General features: G+C 70.4%; 13 protein-coding genes and 1 riboswitch. Of the genes, 7 read left to right on the top strand and 6 right to left on the bottom strand.

Annotation, left to right across the window (positions count from 1 at the left end; all coding sequences use genetic code 11):
• Positions 1 to 20: 20 nt before the first annotated feature.
• Positions 21 to 944, bottom strand: a complete 924-nt coding sequence (locus tag ACIQ6Y_RS35805) for an AraC family transcriptional regulator (protein ID WP_404046036.1) — start codon at positions 942 to 944, stop codon at positions 21 to 23.
• Positions 945 to 1,057: 113 nt separating this feature from the next.
• On the opposite strand from ACIQ6Y_RS35805, the gene ACIQ6Y_RS35810 reads away from it, so the two are divergent.
• Together ACIQ6Y_RS35810 and ACIQ6Y_RS35815 are read left to right on the top strand one after the other, a co-directional pair.
• The gene (locus tag ACIQ6Y_RS35810) at positions 1,058 to 2,050 is read left to right on the top strand and encodes a zinc-dependent alcohol dehydrogenase family protein (protein WP_404046039.1); all 993 of its coding nucleotides are present in this window, start codon (positions 1,058 to 1,060) and stop codon (positions 2,048 to 2,050) included.
• 103 nt (positions 2,051 to 2,153) lie between these two features.
• The gene (locus ACIQ6Y_RS35815) at positions 2,154 to 2,816 is read left to right on the top strand and encodes an NADPH-dependent F420 reductase (protein WP_404046042.1); all 663 of its coding nucleotides are present in this window, start codon (positions 2,154 to 2,156) and stop codon (positions 2,814 to 2,816) included.
• Between the two features lies 1 nt (position 2,817).
• On the opposite strand, the gene ACIQ6Y_RS35820 is transcribed toward ACIQ6Y_RS35815, so the two are convergent.
• From ACIQ6Y_RS35820 to gcvT, 5 genes are all read right to left on the bottom strand, one after another.
• Complete coding sequence (locus tag ACIQ6Y_RS35820; protein WP_404046045.1) at positions 2,818 to 3,360, bottom strand: MOSC domain-containing protein; 543 nt, start codon at positions 3,358 to 3,360, stop codon at positions 2,818 to 2,820.
• A gap of 25 nt (positions 3,361 to 3,385) precedes the next feature.
• Positions 3,386 to 4,753, bottom strand: coding sequence for an L-serine ammonia-lyase (locus ACIQ6Y_RS35825; protein ID WP_404046048.1), 1,368 nt, complete (start codon positions 4,751 to 4,753; stop codon positions 3,386 to 3,388).
• A gap of 63 nt (positions 4,754 to 4,816) precedes the next feature.
• On the bottom strand, positions 4,817 to 6,079 hold the full coding sequence (gene glyA, locus ACIQ6Y_RS35830) for a serine hydroxymethyltransferase (protein ID WP_404046051.1): 1,263 nt from the start codon (positions 6,077 to 6,079) through the stop codon (positions 4,817 to 4,819).
• 8 nt (positions 6,080 to 6,087) lie between these two features.
• Positions 6,088 to 6,465 carry a glycine cleavage system protein GcvH gene (gcvH, locus tag ACIQ6Y_RS35835; protein ID WP_404046053.1) on the bottom strand — a complete coding sequence of 126 codons (378 nt, stop codon included), beginning with the start codon at positions 6,463 to 6,465 and terminating at the stop codon, positions 6,088 to 6,090.
• Between the two features lie 108 nt (positions 6,466 to 6,573).
• Positions 6,574 to 7,692 carry a glycine cleavage system aminomethyltransferase GcvT gene (gene gcvT / locus ACIQ6Y_RS35840; RefSeq protein WP_404046055.1) on the bottom strand — a complete coding sequence of 373 codons (1,119 nt, stop codon included), beginning with the start codon at positions 7,690 to 7,692 and terminating at the stop codon, positions 6,574 to 6,576.
• Positions 7,693 to 7,860: 168 nt separating this feature from the next.
• A riboswitch (glycine riboswitch) is annotated at positions 7,861 to 7,954 on the bottom strand.
• A gap of 172 nt (positions 7,955 to 8,126) precedes the next feature.
• Between gcvT and ACIQ6Y_RS35845 the strand changes: the two genes are divergently transcribed.
• The 5 genes from ACIQ6Y_RS35845 to ACIQ6Y_RS35865 all read left to right on the top strand — a co-directional run bounded on the left by ACIQ6Y_RS35845 (position 8,127) and on the right by ACIQ6Y_RS35865 (position 13,767).
• Positions 8,127 to 8,795 carry an AAA family ATPase gene (locus ACIQ6Y_RS35845; protein ID WP_404046639.1) on the top strand — a complete coding sequence of 223 codons (669 nt, stop codon included), beginning with the start codon at positions 8,127 to 8,129 and terminating at the stop codon, positions 8,793 to 8,795.
• 68 nt (positions 8,796 to 8,863) lie between these two features.
• The gene (locus ACIQ6Y_RS35850) at positions 8,864 to 9,625 is read left to right on the top strand and encodes an enhanced serine sensitivity protein SseB (RefSeq protein ID WP_404046058.1); all 762 of its coding nucleotides are present in this window, start codon (positions 8,864 to 8,866) and stop codon (positions 9,623 to 9,625) included.
• 141 nt (positions 9,626 to 9,766) lie between these two features.
• Positions 9,767 to 10,567: an enhanced serine sensitivity protein SseB C-terminal domain-containing protein gene (locus tag ACIQ6Y_RS35855; protein WP_404046061.1), complete on the top strand. Its 801-nt coding sequence runs from the start codon at positions 9,767 to 9,769 to the stop codon at positions 10,565 to 10,567.
• 325 nt (positions 10,568 to 10,892) lie between these two features.
• On the top strand, positions 10,893 to 11,900 hold the full coding sequence (locus tag ACIQ6Y_RS35860; RefSeq protein ID WP_404046064.1) for an ABC transporter permease: 1,008 nt from the start codon (positions 10,893 to 10,895) through the stop codon (positions 11,898 to 11,900).
• A gap of 70 nt (positions 11,901 to 11,970) precedes the next feature.
• On the top strand, positions 11,971 to 13,767 hold the full coding sequence (locus ACIQ6Y_RS35865; RefSeq protein WP_404046067.1) for an ABC transporter substrate-binding protein: 1,797 nt from the start codon (positions 11,971 to 11,973) through the stop codon (positions 13,765 to 13,767).
• Positions 13,768 to 13,785 lie beyond the last annotated feature (18 nt).

Consider the following 13,785-nt stretch of genomic DNA (forward strand, 5'->3'; position numbering starts at 1 on the left):
TTTTGTCTGGTTCGACCAGCTCAGGACGCCCTGCGCCGGTATTGCCCCGGGGCCACCCCGAACTCCCGCTTGAAGGCCTTGGCGAAGGCGAACTCCGAGGTGTAGCCCGCGTGTTGGGCGACGACCCGGAGGGGGGTGTCGGCCTCGCGCAGGAGGCGGCCCGCGGTGGTCATGCGCCACCAGGTGAGGTAGGTCAGCGGGGGCTGGCCCACCAGGGCCGTGAAGCGGCGGGCGAAGGCCGCGCGGGACAGACCGGCGCGCAGGCCGAGTTCGCCGACCGTCCAGGGGTGGGCGGGGTCCTCGTGGATCGCGCGCAGGGCCGCCGCGATGCCGGGGTCGGCGAGGGCGGCCGCCCAGCCCGTGGGGTGGCCGGTGTCCTCCTGGCCCTCGCGCTGCCACCAGGCGCGCAGGATGTACAGCAGCAGGGTGTCGAGGAGGTTGGTGACGATCGTGTCCGAGCCGGGCTGCGGATCGGTGAGTTCCCGGCCCAGCAGCTCCACCGCCGCCCGCAGCGAGCCGTACGCCCCCACCCGCGCGGGCAGGTGCACCACCTCGGGCAGCTCGGTCAGCAGCGGGTGCGCGCGGCTGCGGTCCAGCAGATAGGCGCCGCACAGCATCACCGTGTCGGGCACCGAGCCCTTCGGCGGCGTGGGCAGCGCCGGCCAACGGCCCTCGGCGTCCAGGCCCACGTCCTCCAGCGGCGCGTCGAGCGAGCCCGCGATGGCGTGGCCGCGCCCGTGCGCGAGGAACACCACGTCCCCCGGCCCCAGCGCGATCGGTTCCCCCTCGGCCGGCATCAGCCAGGCCGACCCACGCAGCACCACATGGAACCCGGCGCCGCTCGCGGCCTCGAACCGCAGCCCCCAGGGCGCGTACTTGTCCCGCAGTCCCGAGTGCGGCCGTCCGGTACGCATCGCGGCGACCGCGTCACTGAGCACGTCCATGCCCGCAACGCTAGCGGGCGCACACAGCTGCGTCCCTGGGTGAAGACGATCGGACAGGAAACCGAGACCGGCGGGCATGGTTCGTCTCCGGGGTGCTGCCTAGCGTTGACGGCATGGCAATCACCGCACGTGCAGTGCTCTTTCATGAGATCGGCGGCCCGGACGTCCTCGGTGTCGAGGAAGTCGAGCTGCCCGCTCCCGGCCCCGGCGAGGTCCTCGTCCGTGTCGAGGCGCTCGCCCTCAACCGCGCCGAGGCGCTCTTCCGCTCCGGCGGCTACTTCTATCAGCCCACCCTGCCCGGTTCCCGCAACGGCTACGAGGCCGCGGGCGTGGTGGAGGCGGTCGGCGCGGACGTGACCGCCTTCGCGCCGGGCGACCTGGTGCTGTCGGCCGCCAACCGCGAGCTGAGCGACCACGGGGTCTACGGCGATCTGATCCTGCTGCCCGAGACGGCCCTGGTCCCGCGCCCCGCGGGGGTGGACGCGCAGACCGCGGCCGCGGTGTGGGTGACGTACTCGACGGCGTACGGCGCGCTGGTGGAACGGGCCGGGATGCGGGCGGGCGACCATGTGCTGATCACCGGCGCCTCCAGCGGGGTCGGCACCGCCGCGATCCAGGTGGCCCGCCGGGCCGGTGCCGTGCCGGTCGTCACCACCCGCACCGAGGCCAAGCGGCAGCGGCTGCTGGAGCTGGGCGCGGAGCACGTCATCGTCACGGACGACGCCGACGTCGTCGAGGAGACGAAGCGGCTCACCGGCGGGCGGGGCGCCGAGATCGTCCTGGACGCCATCGGCGGCGCCGAGTTCGCAGCCCTGGGCGCGGCGGCCGTCGAGGACGGCACGCTGATCAGCTACGGCTGGCTGAACCAGCAGCCCATCCTGCTGCCGATGCAGTGGCCGCTGACCGTGCTCGGCTACAACAACTTCGCCCTCGTCGGCTCCCCCGAGGGCCGCCGCCGCGCCGCCCACTACATCGGCTCCGGCCTCACCGACGGCACACTGCGCCCGGTCGTGGCCGAGGTCTTCGACGGCCTGGACCGCATCCGGGACGCCCACCGGCTGATGGACTCGAACGCGCACACGGGCAAGATCGTCGTACGGGTCTGAGATCCGTCACCCGATCGGTCGTATCCCCGGAATAGGCCGCACCGGACCGGGGTTGATGCCCACACGATTACATGCAAGTGCATCAACCCCGGAAGGGTCTGTCATGAAGATCGGCATCATCGGCGCGGGCAACATCGGCGGCAACCTCACCCGGCGGCTCACCGCGCTCGGCCACGACGTCTCCGTGGCCAACTCCCGCGGCCCGCAGACCCTCACCGCCCTCGCGGAGGAGACGGGCGCGACGCCCGTCCCCGTCGAGCAGGCGGCCAAGGGCGCCGAGGTCGTCGTGATCACCATCCCCGTGAAGGCGGTCCCGGACCTGCCGAAGGGCCTGCTGGACGACGCCGCCGAGGGCGTCGCCGTCATCGACACCGGCAACTACTACCCCCAGCAGCGCGACGGCCGCATCGCCGGCATCGAGGACGAGGGCCTGACCGAGAGCGCCTGGACCGCCCGCGAGATCGGCCACCCGGTCGTCAAGGTCTTCAACGGCACCTACGCCCAGGACCTCCTCGACCGCCACCGCCCGGCCGGCGACCCCGACCGCCTCGCCGTCCCCGTCGCCGGCGACGACGAGGCCGCCAAGGCGAAGGTCCGCGCCCTGGTCGACGAACTCGGCTTCGACACCGTCGACGCGGGCGGCCTCGCCGACTCCTGGCGCCAGGAGCCCGACACCCCCGTCTACGGCCTGCGCGCCGGCGTGGAGGCCGTCACCGAGGCCCTGGCGGCGGCGTCCCCGCAGCGCAAGCCGGAGTACCGCGGCTGACTCAGACGATCTCCAGAGGCCGGTGCGGCCCCTCCGGTAGTTCCACCTTCACCGGATCGCCGGGCCGCACCACGCCACCCGTCACGACGACGCTCATGATCCCGGCCCTGAAGCGCACGGCACCGTCGTCGTCCCGGCCGACGACCTGCTTCATCAGGCCCTTCTGGAAGCCGTCGATCTGGGCGCACGGATTGCGCAGCCCGGTCACCTCGACGACGGCCTCGTCCCCGAGGTGCAGCCGGGTCCCGGCCGGCAGGCCGAGCAGGTCGACGCCGCGGGTGGTGACGTTCTCCCCGAGCTGGCCGGCCGCCACCTGGAAACCGGCCTCGGCGACCTCGGCGAGCAGCTCCTCATGGATGAGGTGCACCTGCCGGAGATTCGGCTGGGAGGGGTCCTTCGCCATCCGGAACCGGTGCTTCACCGTCGTACCGGCGTGCACGTCGCCCTCCACGCCGTGGCCGGCGATCAGCGTGATGCTCTCCCGGTTCGGCTTGGTGAAGGAGTAGGTGCCGTTGCTGCTGACCGCAGCGATGGTGCCGCTCATGAAACGCGTCCCCCGATGTCCGAGCTCAGCACTCGATGATGTTGACCGCCAGCCCGCCCCGGGCCGTCTCCTTGTACTTGACCGACATGTCGGCGCCGGTCTCCTTCATGGTCTTGATGACCTTGTCCAGGGACACCTTGTGCGAGCCGTCGCCGCGCATGGCCATGCGGGCGGCGGTGACGGCCTTGACCGCGGCCATGCCGTTGCGCTCGATGCAGGGGATCTGGACGAGGCCGCCCACGGGGTCGCAGGTGAGGCCGAGGTTGTGCTCCATGCCGATCTCGGCGGCGTTCTCCACCTGCTCCGGCGATCCGCCCAGCACCTCCGCCAGGGCGCCCGCGGCCATCGAGCAGGCCGAGCCGACCTCGCCCTGGCAGCCGACCTCGGCGCCGGAGATGGAGGCGTTCTCCTTGAAGAGCATGCCGATCGCGCCCGCGGCGAGCAGGAAGCGCACCACGCCGTCCTCGTCCGCGCCGGGCACGAAGTTGATGTAGTAGTGCAGGACGGCGGGGATGATGCCGGCCGCGCCGTTCGTCGGGGCGGTGACCACCCGGCCGCCGGCCGCGTTCTCCTCGTTCACCGCCATCGCGTAGAGGGTGATCCACTCCATCGCGAGCGCCTGCGCATCGCCCTCGGAGCGCAGCTTGCGGGCCGTCGTCGCGGCCCGGCGCTTCACCTTCAGGCCGCCCGGCAGGATGCCTTCACGGGACATGCCGCGCGCCACACACGCCTGCATCACCCGCCAGATGTCGAGCAGACCCTCGCGGATCTCCTCCTCGGTGCGCCAGGCGCGCTCGTTCTCCAGCATCAGCGCGGAGATCGACAGGCCGGTCTCCTGCGTCAGGCGCAGCAGCTCGTCGCCCGTGCGGAAGGGGTACTTCAGGACCGTGTCGTCCAGCTTGATGCGGTCCTCGCCGACCGCGTCCTCGTCGACGACGAAGCCGCCGCCCACCGAGTAGTACGTCTTCGAGAGGACTTCCGTGCCCTCGGCGTCGTACGCCCAGATCGTCATGCCGTTCGCGTGGTACGGCAGCGCCTTGCGGCGGTGCAGGATCAGGTCGTCGTCGAAGGAGAAGGGGATCTCGTGCTCGCCGAGGAGCCGGATACGGCCCTGCGCCTTGATGGACTCCACGCGCTCGTCGGCGGACTCCACGTCGACCGTGCGCGGCGAGTCGCCCTCCAGGCCGAGCAGCACCGCCTTCGGGGTGCCGTGGCCGTGGCCGGTCGCGCCCAGCGAGCCGTACAGCTCGCAGCGCACCGCGGCGACGGAGGGCAGCAGGCCCTCGTTGCGCAGCCGGCGGGCGAACATGCGCGCCGCGCGCATCGGGCCCACCGTGTGGGAGCTGGACGGGCCGATGCCGATCGAGAACAGGTCGAAGACCGAGATGGCCACGGTCACTCCTCAGTACGGGGGGCGGTGGGGCGCCCAGGATCGCCGGGCGCCCCCACCAGGGACTTAACTGTTCAGGCCGGGGTACAGCGGGTGCTTGTCCGCCAGGGCCTTGACGCGGGCCTTGAGGGACTCCGCGTCGTACGACGGCTTCAGCGCCTGCGCGATCACGTCCGCGACCTCGGCGAAGTCCTCGGCCGTGAAGCCGCGGGTCGCCAGGGCCGGCGTACCGATGCGCAGACCGGAGGTCACCATCGGCGGACGCGGGTCGTTGGGGACGGCGTTGCGGTTGACCGTGATGCCGACCTCGTGGAGCCGGTCCTCGGCCTGCTGGCCGTCGAGCTCCGACTCGCGCAGGTCGACCAGGATCAGGTGCACGTCCGTACCACCGGACAGCACGTTCACCCCGGCCTCACGGGCGTCGGGCGCGGTGAGCCGCTCGGCGAGGATGCGGGCACCCTCCACGGTACGCCGCTGGCGCTCCTTGAAGTCCTCCGAGGCGGCGACCTTGAAGGAGACCGCCTTGGCCGCGATCACGTGCTCCAGGGGACCGCCCTGGAAGCCCGGGAACACCGAGGAGTTCAGCTTCTTCGCGAACTCCTTCTTCGCCAGGATGATGCCGCCGCGCGGGCCGCCGAGCGTCTTGTGCGTGGTGGAGGTCACCACGTCCGCGTGCTCGACCGGGTTGGCGTGCAGACCGGCCGCGACCAGGCCCGCGAAGTGCGCCATGTCGACCCACAGGTACGCCTCGACCTCGTCGGCGATCCGGCGGAACTCCGCGAAGTCCAGCTCGCGCGGGTACGCCGACCAGCCGGCGATGATCACCTTCGGGCGGTGCTCCTTGGCGAGCCGCTCCACCTCGGCCATGTCCACGAGACCGGCGTCGTCCACGTGGTAGGCGACCACGTTGAACTGCTTGCCGGAGAAGTTCAGCCGCATGCCGTGGGTCAGGTGACCGCCGTGCGCCAGGTCCAGACCGAGGATCGTGTCCCCGGGCTGGGCCAGCGCGAACAGCGCGGCCTGGTTCGCGGAGGCACCGGAGTGGGGCTGGACGTTGGCGTACTCGGCGCCGAACAGCTCCTTGATCCGGTCGATCGCGATCTGCTCGGTGACGTCGACGTGCTCACAGCCGCCGTAGTAGCGGCGGCCCGGGTAGCCCTCGGCGTACTTGTTCGTCAGGACCGAGCCCTGCGCCTCCATGACGGCGAGCGGAGCGAAGTTCTCCGAGGCGATCATCTCGAGCGTGGACTGCTGCCGGACGAGCTCGGCGTCGACCGCCGCGGCGACCTCCGGGTCGAGCTCGTGCAGGGGCGTGTTCAGGACGGACATGGGTCTCCTCAGCCGGCGGTGTGGGCGTCGTACGCGTCGGCGTCGAGCAGGTCGTCCTGCTCGCCCGAGACGCGCACCTTGAACAGCCAGCCGCCCTCGAAGGGGGCCGAGTTCACCAGCGACGGGTCGTTGACGACGTCCTCGTTGATCTCGGTGACCTCACCGGTCACCGGGGAGTAGAGCTCGGACACCGACTTCGTCGACTCCAGCTCACCACAGGTCTCACCCGCGGTGACCTCGGTGCCGACGGCCGGCAGGTCGGCGTAGACGACATCGCCGAGCGCGTTGGCCGCGAACTCGGTGATGCCGATCGTCGACACACCGTCCTCGGCGGCCGACAGCCACTCGTGCTCCTTGCTGTAGCGCAGCTGCTGGGGGTTGCTCATGGCCTGAATTCTCCTGTACGCGCGGATGTGCTGATGACGGGGGGACTGCCGGGAACGTGCGTGAGCAGCGCAATGTGCGCAGAGTCACGCACGGAACGCCCGCAGTGACTACTTCTGGCGCTTGTAGAAGGGCAGCGCCACGACCGTGTACGGCTCGTGCGTGCCCCGGATGTCCACGCCCACGCCCTCGGTGCCGGGCGCGGCGTGCGCGGCGTCGACGTAGGCCATGGCGATCGGCTCGCCCAGGGTGGGGGAGGGGGCGCCGGAGGTGACCTCGCCGATCACCTCGCCGCCCGCGACCACGGAGTAGCCCGCGCGCGGGACGCGACGGCCCTCGGCGACCAGGCCGACGAGCACCCGCGGCGGGTTCTGCTCGGCCCGTGCGGCGGCCTCGGTGAGCGCCTCGCGGCCCACGAAGTCGCCGTCCTTGTCGAACTTCACGACCCGGCCGAGACCGGCGTCGAACGGCGTCAGCTCCGCCGTCAGCTCGTGCCCGTACAGCGGCATGCCCGCCTCCAGGCGCAGCGTGTCCCGGCAGGACAGACCGCACGGGATCAGGCCGACGCCCTCGCCCGCCTTCGTCAGGGCCTGCCACAGCTCCACGGCGTGCTCCGGCTTCACGAACAGCTCGAAGCCGTCCTCGCCGGTGTAGCCGGTGCGCGCGATCAGCGCCGGGACACCCGCGACCGTGCCGGGCAGACCGGCGTAGTACTTCAGATTGTCCAGGTCGGCGTCCGTCAGCGACTTCAGGATGCCCGGGGACTCGGGCCCCTGGACCGCGATCAGCGCGTACGCGTCACGGTCGTCGCGGACCTCGGCGTCGAAACCGGCGGCGCGCTCGGTCAGCGCGTCCAGCACCACCTGGGCGTTGGAGGCGTTCGCGACGACCATGTACTCGGTCTCGGCGAGGCGGTAGACGATCAGGTCGTCCAGGATGCCGCCGTCGGCCTGGCAGATCATGGTGTAGCGGGCGCGGCCCACGCCGACGGCGGCGATGTTGCCGACGAGCGCGAAGTTCAGGAAGTCCGCGGCCTGTGCGCCGGTGACGGTGATCTCGCCCATGTGCGAGAGGTCGAAGAGCCCGGCCCTGGTGCGCACGGCGTTGTGCTCGTCGCGCTCGGAGGCGTAGCGCAGCGGCATGTCCCAGCCAGCGAAGTCGGTCATCGTCGCGCCCAGCGAACGATGCAGCGCATCGAGCGCGGTACGGCGGAGTTCGGTACTGCTCATCGGTCGGTCGTCTCCCAAGTACACGACAGGCGAGGTCATTCCTCCCCATCTGTCATCGGAACCTGAGAGGTTCGCCATGACCGCCCGTACAACGGGTGTACAGGAAGGGACATGGCTTGCACCTTGGGTGGGACCACTGCAGATCAGCGGTCCGCTTTTCAGATGTGCCTCGCCCGCGCGGTAACGGGGCCTGAGAGATTCAAGGGAGGGACTTGCTCCTTCGGCGCCCCAGCGAGGCTGGGGACTCTCCCGCGCGGATTCAAACGGCCGGTATGCAGTTGGCGGGGCCATCATTGCACGCATCCGCCCGGCACGGCAGGCCGCATCTGTGACCGGCCTGTGGCAGTACGCACACGAAATCACCGGCCGCACCGCATTACCGTCTCTTTACACACGATGGGCATGGGTCCTACGACCCGCCCCAGGGGAGGACGATCACGGTGAACAGGACCACGTCGTACGCCACCACGACCCCCGCCCTCGCGCTGCCCGGGCAGGCCGCGGCCCCGGCCCGCGAGGTCCCCTCCGCCCCTGTCGTCCGCGACCTGCGCGACCGCGGTGGCCACAGTCCGCACGCCCTGCTCTTCGGTCCCCGCGACCTCGTCGTGATCACCGGCCTGCCCGGCAGCGGCAAGTCCACGCTCATGCGGCGCGCGGTGCCGGGCATACGCATCGACTCCCAGGACACCCGCGACCGCTTCGACGCGGCCACGCCCCGGCTCCTGCCGTACGCCGTCTACCGGCCCCTGGTCCGGCTCGCGCACTACGCCGGGCTGCGCCGTGCCCTGCGCACCGGCGAGGGCGTCGTCGTGCACGACTGCGGCACGCAGGCCTGGGTGCGCGGCTGGCTGGCCCGTGCGGCCCGCCGCCGGGGCGGCATGCTCCACCTGCTGCTCCTGGACGTCACGCCCGAGCAGGCCCTGGCCGGGCAGCGCGAGCGCGGCCGCGGTGTCTCCCGCTACGCCTTCCGCCGCCACCGCCACGCCGCCTCCCGGCTGCTGCGCCGGGCGGAGCGCGGCGCCCTGCCTCGCGGCTGCGGCTCGGCGGTCCTGCTCGACCGGGACGCGGCGGACACGCTGCGGCGCATCGGCTTCACGGGCTGAGAAGGCGGCCACCCGCACGGGTTAGCCTTTTCAGCCTCAGCAGGTTCTCGGCAGGCGGTAGGCGGCACATGGACTTCCCGGCGCAGGCGCACCCCCATCCGCACGGCGGTTGGCCCGGCAACGAACTCGAGGAGGTGCTCTCCGCCTCCCTCGGCGTGCCGTCGGCCGGCCCCCGCATAGTCGAGGTCCTGGGACGCAGCTTCGTGTGGGTACCCCTGCCCAACGGCGGCGGCCCGGACAGCGGCCCCCTGGACCTGCCCACCCTGGAGATCGACGGCCAGGCGTTCGTGCCCGTCTTCAGCTCCGAGGAACAGTTCCGCCTGGGCGCCGGGCCGACGATGTCGTACGCCATCGCGCCCGCCGTCGAGTTCGCCCGCGGTCTGCCCCCGCAGGCGGGCATCGTGCTGAACCCCGGCGGCGTGGTCGGCGTCCCGCTGCCGCCCGAGGCCGTCGCCGAGCTCTGCCGGGCCGGGCGCACCCCGCTGGACGGGCCCGCGAGCGGCGGCCGGGTCCGCCTCTTCGAGCCCGACTGGCAGGACGACCCGGTCGACTTCCTCTCCGCGGCCGCCGCCGAGTTCGACGCCACCGGCATCGTCCTCACCGCCCGCCGCTGCCTCGCCGCGATCGAGACCGCCGACCCGGTCCTCTTCGTCGGCGTCGAACTCTCCCAGTGGGAGGGCGACCTGCGCACGATCCCGACGGAGGCCCTGGGCCGTGCCCTCGGCAGGGTCCCGGTGCGCTGGCCGGTGAACCTGGTCCTGCTGGACGTGGCCCAGGACCCGGTGGGGGACTGGATGAAGCACAAGGTCCGCCCGTTCTTCCAGAAGTAGGGTCCGTCCCTTCTTCCGGAAGTAGCGCACCCTTCTTCCGGAAGTACCGGACCGGATCGCCCCCGAGCCCCCTCCGATCCTCCCCCCGGACGACATAACCTGGTTTCATTACCCAGTCGAAGAAAGAAGGGGCGTAACACAGTGAGCGCGAGCGGCACCGCCGCGACCGGCACGGTCGAGCACACGCTGCGCCAGGTCACCCCGGGGCGTTACGACGCCTACGAGGCGCTCCTGCGTGCCCTCGCGACACCCACCTCCGGCCAGATCTGGATGCTGCTGTGGCACGGCCAGGCCGGCTCGCCCGACGCCCAGTACGGCACGATGGAGGTCGAGGGCCACGCGTACGCCCCCTGCGTCACGTCCGCGCAGGAACTCGCGGCCAGCGGCTGGAACCGCAGTTACGAAGTGGTCGAGGGCATCGACGTCGCCCGCACGCTCTACCCCGACCACTACGGCCTCTGGCTCAACCCGCACGCCTCCAACGGCGGCGTGGGCATCCCGTGGCTCGACCTGCGCCGGATCGCGACGGGCCTGGACCGCCAGCCGGCCGGCCCGCTGCGGCTGGCCGAACCCGGCATCGAGATCCCGCAGTTCTACGCCCTGCTCGCGCAGAACGCCCACCGCACCCCCGCCGTACGCACCCTGCGCCGCGCCTGGGTGCAGCCCGCGCTCGGGGAGCCGTACCTCGCCATCGGTCTGGACGTGTACGACACCTCGCCGCCGGCCGTGGACTCCGTACGCGCGATGATGCACCAGTCCATCGGCGCCGTACCGGACGGACTGCCCGTGTCGACGGTGGCGATGTCCGACGAGTACTGCCCGGTCGCGATGTGGATGCGGGCCCATGCCCGCCCCTTCTACGACCGTGAGGCGCACGGCGCCGTGGCCGCGCCGGCACCCGCCCCGGGCTACGGTTATCCGCCGGTGCGCGGCGCGTACTAGAGCCGTCTCACCCTTCAGGCCCCCCGGATCGCAAGAGGGCTTTCTGCGCGCGTAGATGCGGTCGGTATCGACCCATCTGTCCCACACGCCCCAAGTTCTCCTCGTCCGACCGCCGTTACCTGCTGTCCGGATAACGGATTCCCCAGGACAGCATCACGTTTACGCATCCATTCACCGCCAAGTCTGGCAACAGATCGCCAAAGCGTTGAAGACTCCCGCACCAGGGGTGTTCGCCCGGGTGTTCGCCCCAGTACGACGGACTGACAACGCCGCTACAGCGGCAAGTGCGGGCCGGCTACCGCCGGTTGAGAGGGGTCCCTGCCAGATGACGGCACCATTGCACGAGCCGACCGCGGAAGCGGCCCCGAGCGCGGCCGAGGAAGCCGCGGCAGTCAGCGGTGGCGCGAAGGCCGTACAGGGCCGCTCCCTGGGCCGGATCGCCTGGGAGCGCCTCAAGCGCGACAAGCTCGCTCTGGCGGGTGGCGCCCTGGTGCTGCTGCTCATCCTGGTCGCCGTGCTCGCCCCTGTGATCAGCAACCTCGTCGGCCAGGACCCCGAGTCCCACCACGAGGACCTCATCGACCCGCTGTTCGGCACGCCCACGGGGTCCCTGGGCGGCATGAGCGGCGATCACCTGCTGGGCGTCGAGCCGGTCAGCGGCCGCGACATCTTCGCGCGCATCGTCTACGGCGCGCGGATCTCGCTGCTCGTCGGCTTCCTGTCGGCGGTCGTCGCCGTCGTCATCGGCACCGTCCTCGGTATCCTCGCGGGCTTCTTCGGCGGCTGGGTCGACTCCCTGATCAGCCGGGTGATGGACGGTCTGCTGGCCTTCCCGCAGCTGCTCTTCATCATCGCGCTGGTCTCCGTCATGCCGAGCGAGATGCTGGGCCTGGAGGGCACGAACGTCCGCCTGTTCGTGATGATCCTGGTCATCGGCTTCTTCGGGTGGCCCTACATCGGACGCGTGGTGCGCGGCCAGACCCTCTCCCTGCGTGAGCGGGAGTACGTCGAGGCCGCCCGATCGCTGGGCGCCGGGCGCTTCTACATCCTGTTCAAGGAGCTGCTGCCCAACCTGGTCGCCCCGATCGTCGTGTACACGACGATGATGATCCCCACCAACATCCTCACCGAAGCGGCACTCAGCTTCCTGGGCGTCGGCGTCAAGCCGCCCACGGCCTCGTGGGGTCAGATGCTGTCGAACGCGATCGACTACTACGAGTCGGACCCCATGTACATGGTCGTCCCGGGTGTAGCGATCTTCATCACGGTTCTTGCCTTCAACCTCTTCGGCGACGGCGTGCGTGACGCGCTCGACCCGAAGGGCTCCCGCTGAACTGCCGTACCTCAAGCGACCCGTGGCACACCACACGGGATCTCTCATCACAACCGGAGGGTCCGAGATCGTGACTACCCAACGCACCTCAGGGCGGCGCAAGCAGGCCATGGCCGCTGCCGCGGTGGTCGCCGCGCTGCTGACCACGGCGGCGTGCGGCGGCGGCGACGGCGACGGCGACGGCGGCTCCAAGACCGGCGCTGCCGGCTTCGACGCCGCCAACAACAAGGTCGCCCAGGCCTCGCTGGCCAAGAAGGGCGGCACGCTGAAGTTCGCCGGAGCCCAGGACGCCGACTCGTGGGACACCACCCGCGGTTACTACGGCTTCATGTGGAACTTCGCGCGCTACTACAGCCGCCAGCTCGTCACGAACAAGACCGAGCCGGGCAAGGCGGGCGCCGAGCTCACCCCCGACCTCGCCACGGGCCTCGCGAAGGTCACGGACGACGGCAAGACCTACACGTACACCCTGCGTGACGACGTCACCTGGGAGGACGGCAAGCCGATCACGTCCAAGGACATCAAGTACGGCATCGAGCGCGTCTGGGCCCAGGACGTCCTGGCCGGCGGCCCGACGTACCTGAAGGAGGTCCTCGACCCCACGGGCACGTACCAGGGCCCGTACAAGGACAAGTCCGCGGACAAGCTCGGCCTGAAGGCGATCGAGACGCCGGACGACAAGACCATCGTCTTCAAGCTTCCGAAGGCCAACTCGGACTTCGAGGAGATGCTGGCGCTGATCTCCGCCTCCCCGGTCCGCCAGGACAAGGACACCAAGTCCAAGTACGGCCTGAAGCCGTTCTCCTCCGGCCCGTACAAGTTCGAGTCGTACGACCCGGGCAAGTCGCTGAAGCTGGTCCGCAACGAGAACTGGAAGCAGTCCTCGGACCCGGTCCGCAAGGCGTACCCGGACGCGATCACGCTCAACATCTTCTCCAACGCCAACGACATGGACCAGCGCCTGATCGCGGGCGACTACGACCTGGACATCAACCAGACCGGCATGTCGCCGCAGGGCCGCACCACCGCCCTGAAGCAGCACAAGGAGAACCTGGACAACCCGGTCTCCGGCTACATCCGCTACGCGGTCTTCCCGCAGAGCGTGAAGCCGTTCGACAACGAGAACTGCCGCAAGGCCGTGATCCTGGGCGCCGACCACGTGTCGCTGCAGAACGCCCGTGGCGGCCCGATCGCCGGCGGTGACATCGGCACCAACATGCTGCCGCCGTCGATCCCGGGCTCCGAGGGTCAGTCCTACGACCCGTTCGAGCTGGCCGGCAAGAACAAGAGCGGCAACGTGGCCGAGGCCAAGAAGCTGCTCAAGGCCTGTGGCAAGCCGAACGGCTTCAAGACCACCATCGCCGTGCGCAACAACAAGCCGGTCGAGGTGGCCACCGCCGAGTCCCTGCAGGCGTCGCTGAAGAAGATCGGCGTCACCGCCGACATCGAGCAGTACGACGGCTCGCAGACCTCCGGCATCATCGGCAGCCCCTCGAACGTGAAGAAGAAGGGCTTCGGCATCATCATCATGGGCTGGGGTCCGGACTTCCCGTCCGTCCAGGGCTTCGGTCTGCCGCTGTGGCACAGCAAGTACATCCTCGAGTCGGGCAACAACAACTACGCCCTCATCAAGGACAAGGCGATCGACGGCCTGTTCGACGACTACGTCAACACGCTGGACGACGCCGAGAAGGCCAAGATCTCCACGCAGATCAACCACAAGGTCATGGAAGGCGGCTACTACCTGCCCTTCGTCTTCGAGAAGTTCATCAACTGGCGCGGCAGCCGGCTGGCGAACGTCTACACCACGGACGGCTACAGCGGCATGTACGACTTCGTCAACCTCGGCCTGAAGTCCGCGAAGTAACCGGCACACCCGCCGAAC

It is taken from the genome of Streptomyces sp. NPDC096205 (assembly GCF_044763135.1).
Classification (GTDB): Bacteria; Actinomycetota; Actinomycetes; order Streptomycetales; family Streptomycetaceae; genus Streptomyces.

Coding starts and splice junctions, on each gene's coding strand:
- ACIQ6Y_RS35810 (WP_404046039.1), top strand. CDS start 1,058: ATGGCAATCACCGCACGTGCAGTGCTCTTTCATGAGATCGGCGGCCCG.
- gcvH (WP_404046053.1), bottom strand. CDS start 6,465: ATGAGCAACCCCCAGCAGCTGCGCTACAGCAAGGAGCACGAGTGGCTG.
- ACIQ6Y_RS35815 (WP_404046042.1), top strand. CDS start 2,154: ATGAAGATCGGCATCATCGGCGCGGGCAACATCGGCGGCAACCTCACC.
- gcvT (WP_404046055.1), bottom strand. CDS start 7,692: ATGAGCAGTACCGAACTCCGCCGTACCGCGCTCGATGCGCTGCATCGT.
- ACIQ6Y_RS35860 (WP_404046064.1), top strand. CDS start 10,893: ATGACGGCACCATTGCACGAGCCGACCGCGGAAGCGGCCCCGAGCGCG.
- ACIQ6Y_RS35805 (WP_404046036.1), bottom strand. CDS start 944: ATGGACGTGCTCAGTGACGCGGTCGCCGCGATGCGTACCGGACGGCCG.
- ACIQ6Y_RS35820 (WP_404046045.1), bottom strand. CDS start 3,360: ATGAGCGGCACCATCGCTGCGGTCAGCAGCAACGGCACCTACTCCTTC.
- ACIQ6Y_RS35850 (WP_404046058.1), top strand. CDS start 8,864: ATGGACTTCCCGGCGCAGGCGCACCCCCATCCGCACGGCGGTTGGCCC.
- glyA (WP_404046051.1), bottom strand. CDS start 6,079: ATGTCCGTCCTGAACACGCCCCTGCACGAGCTCGACCCGGAGGTCGCC.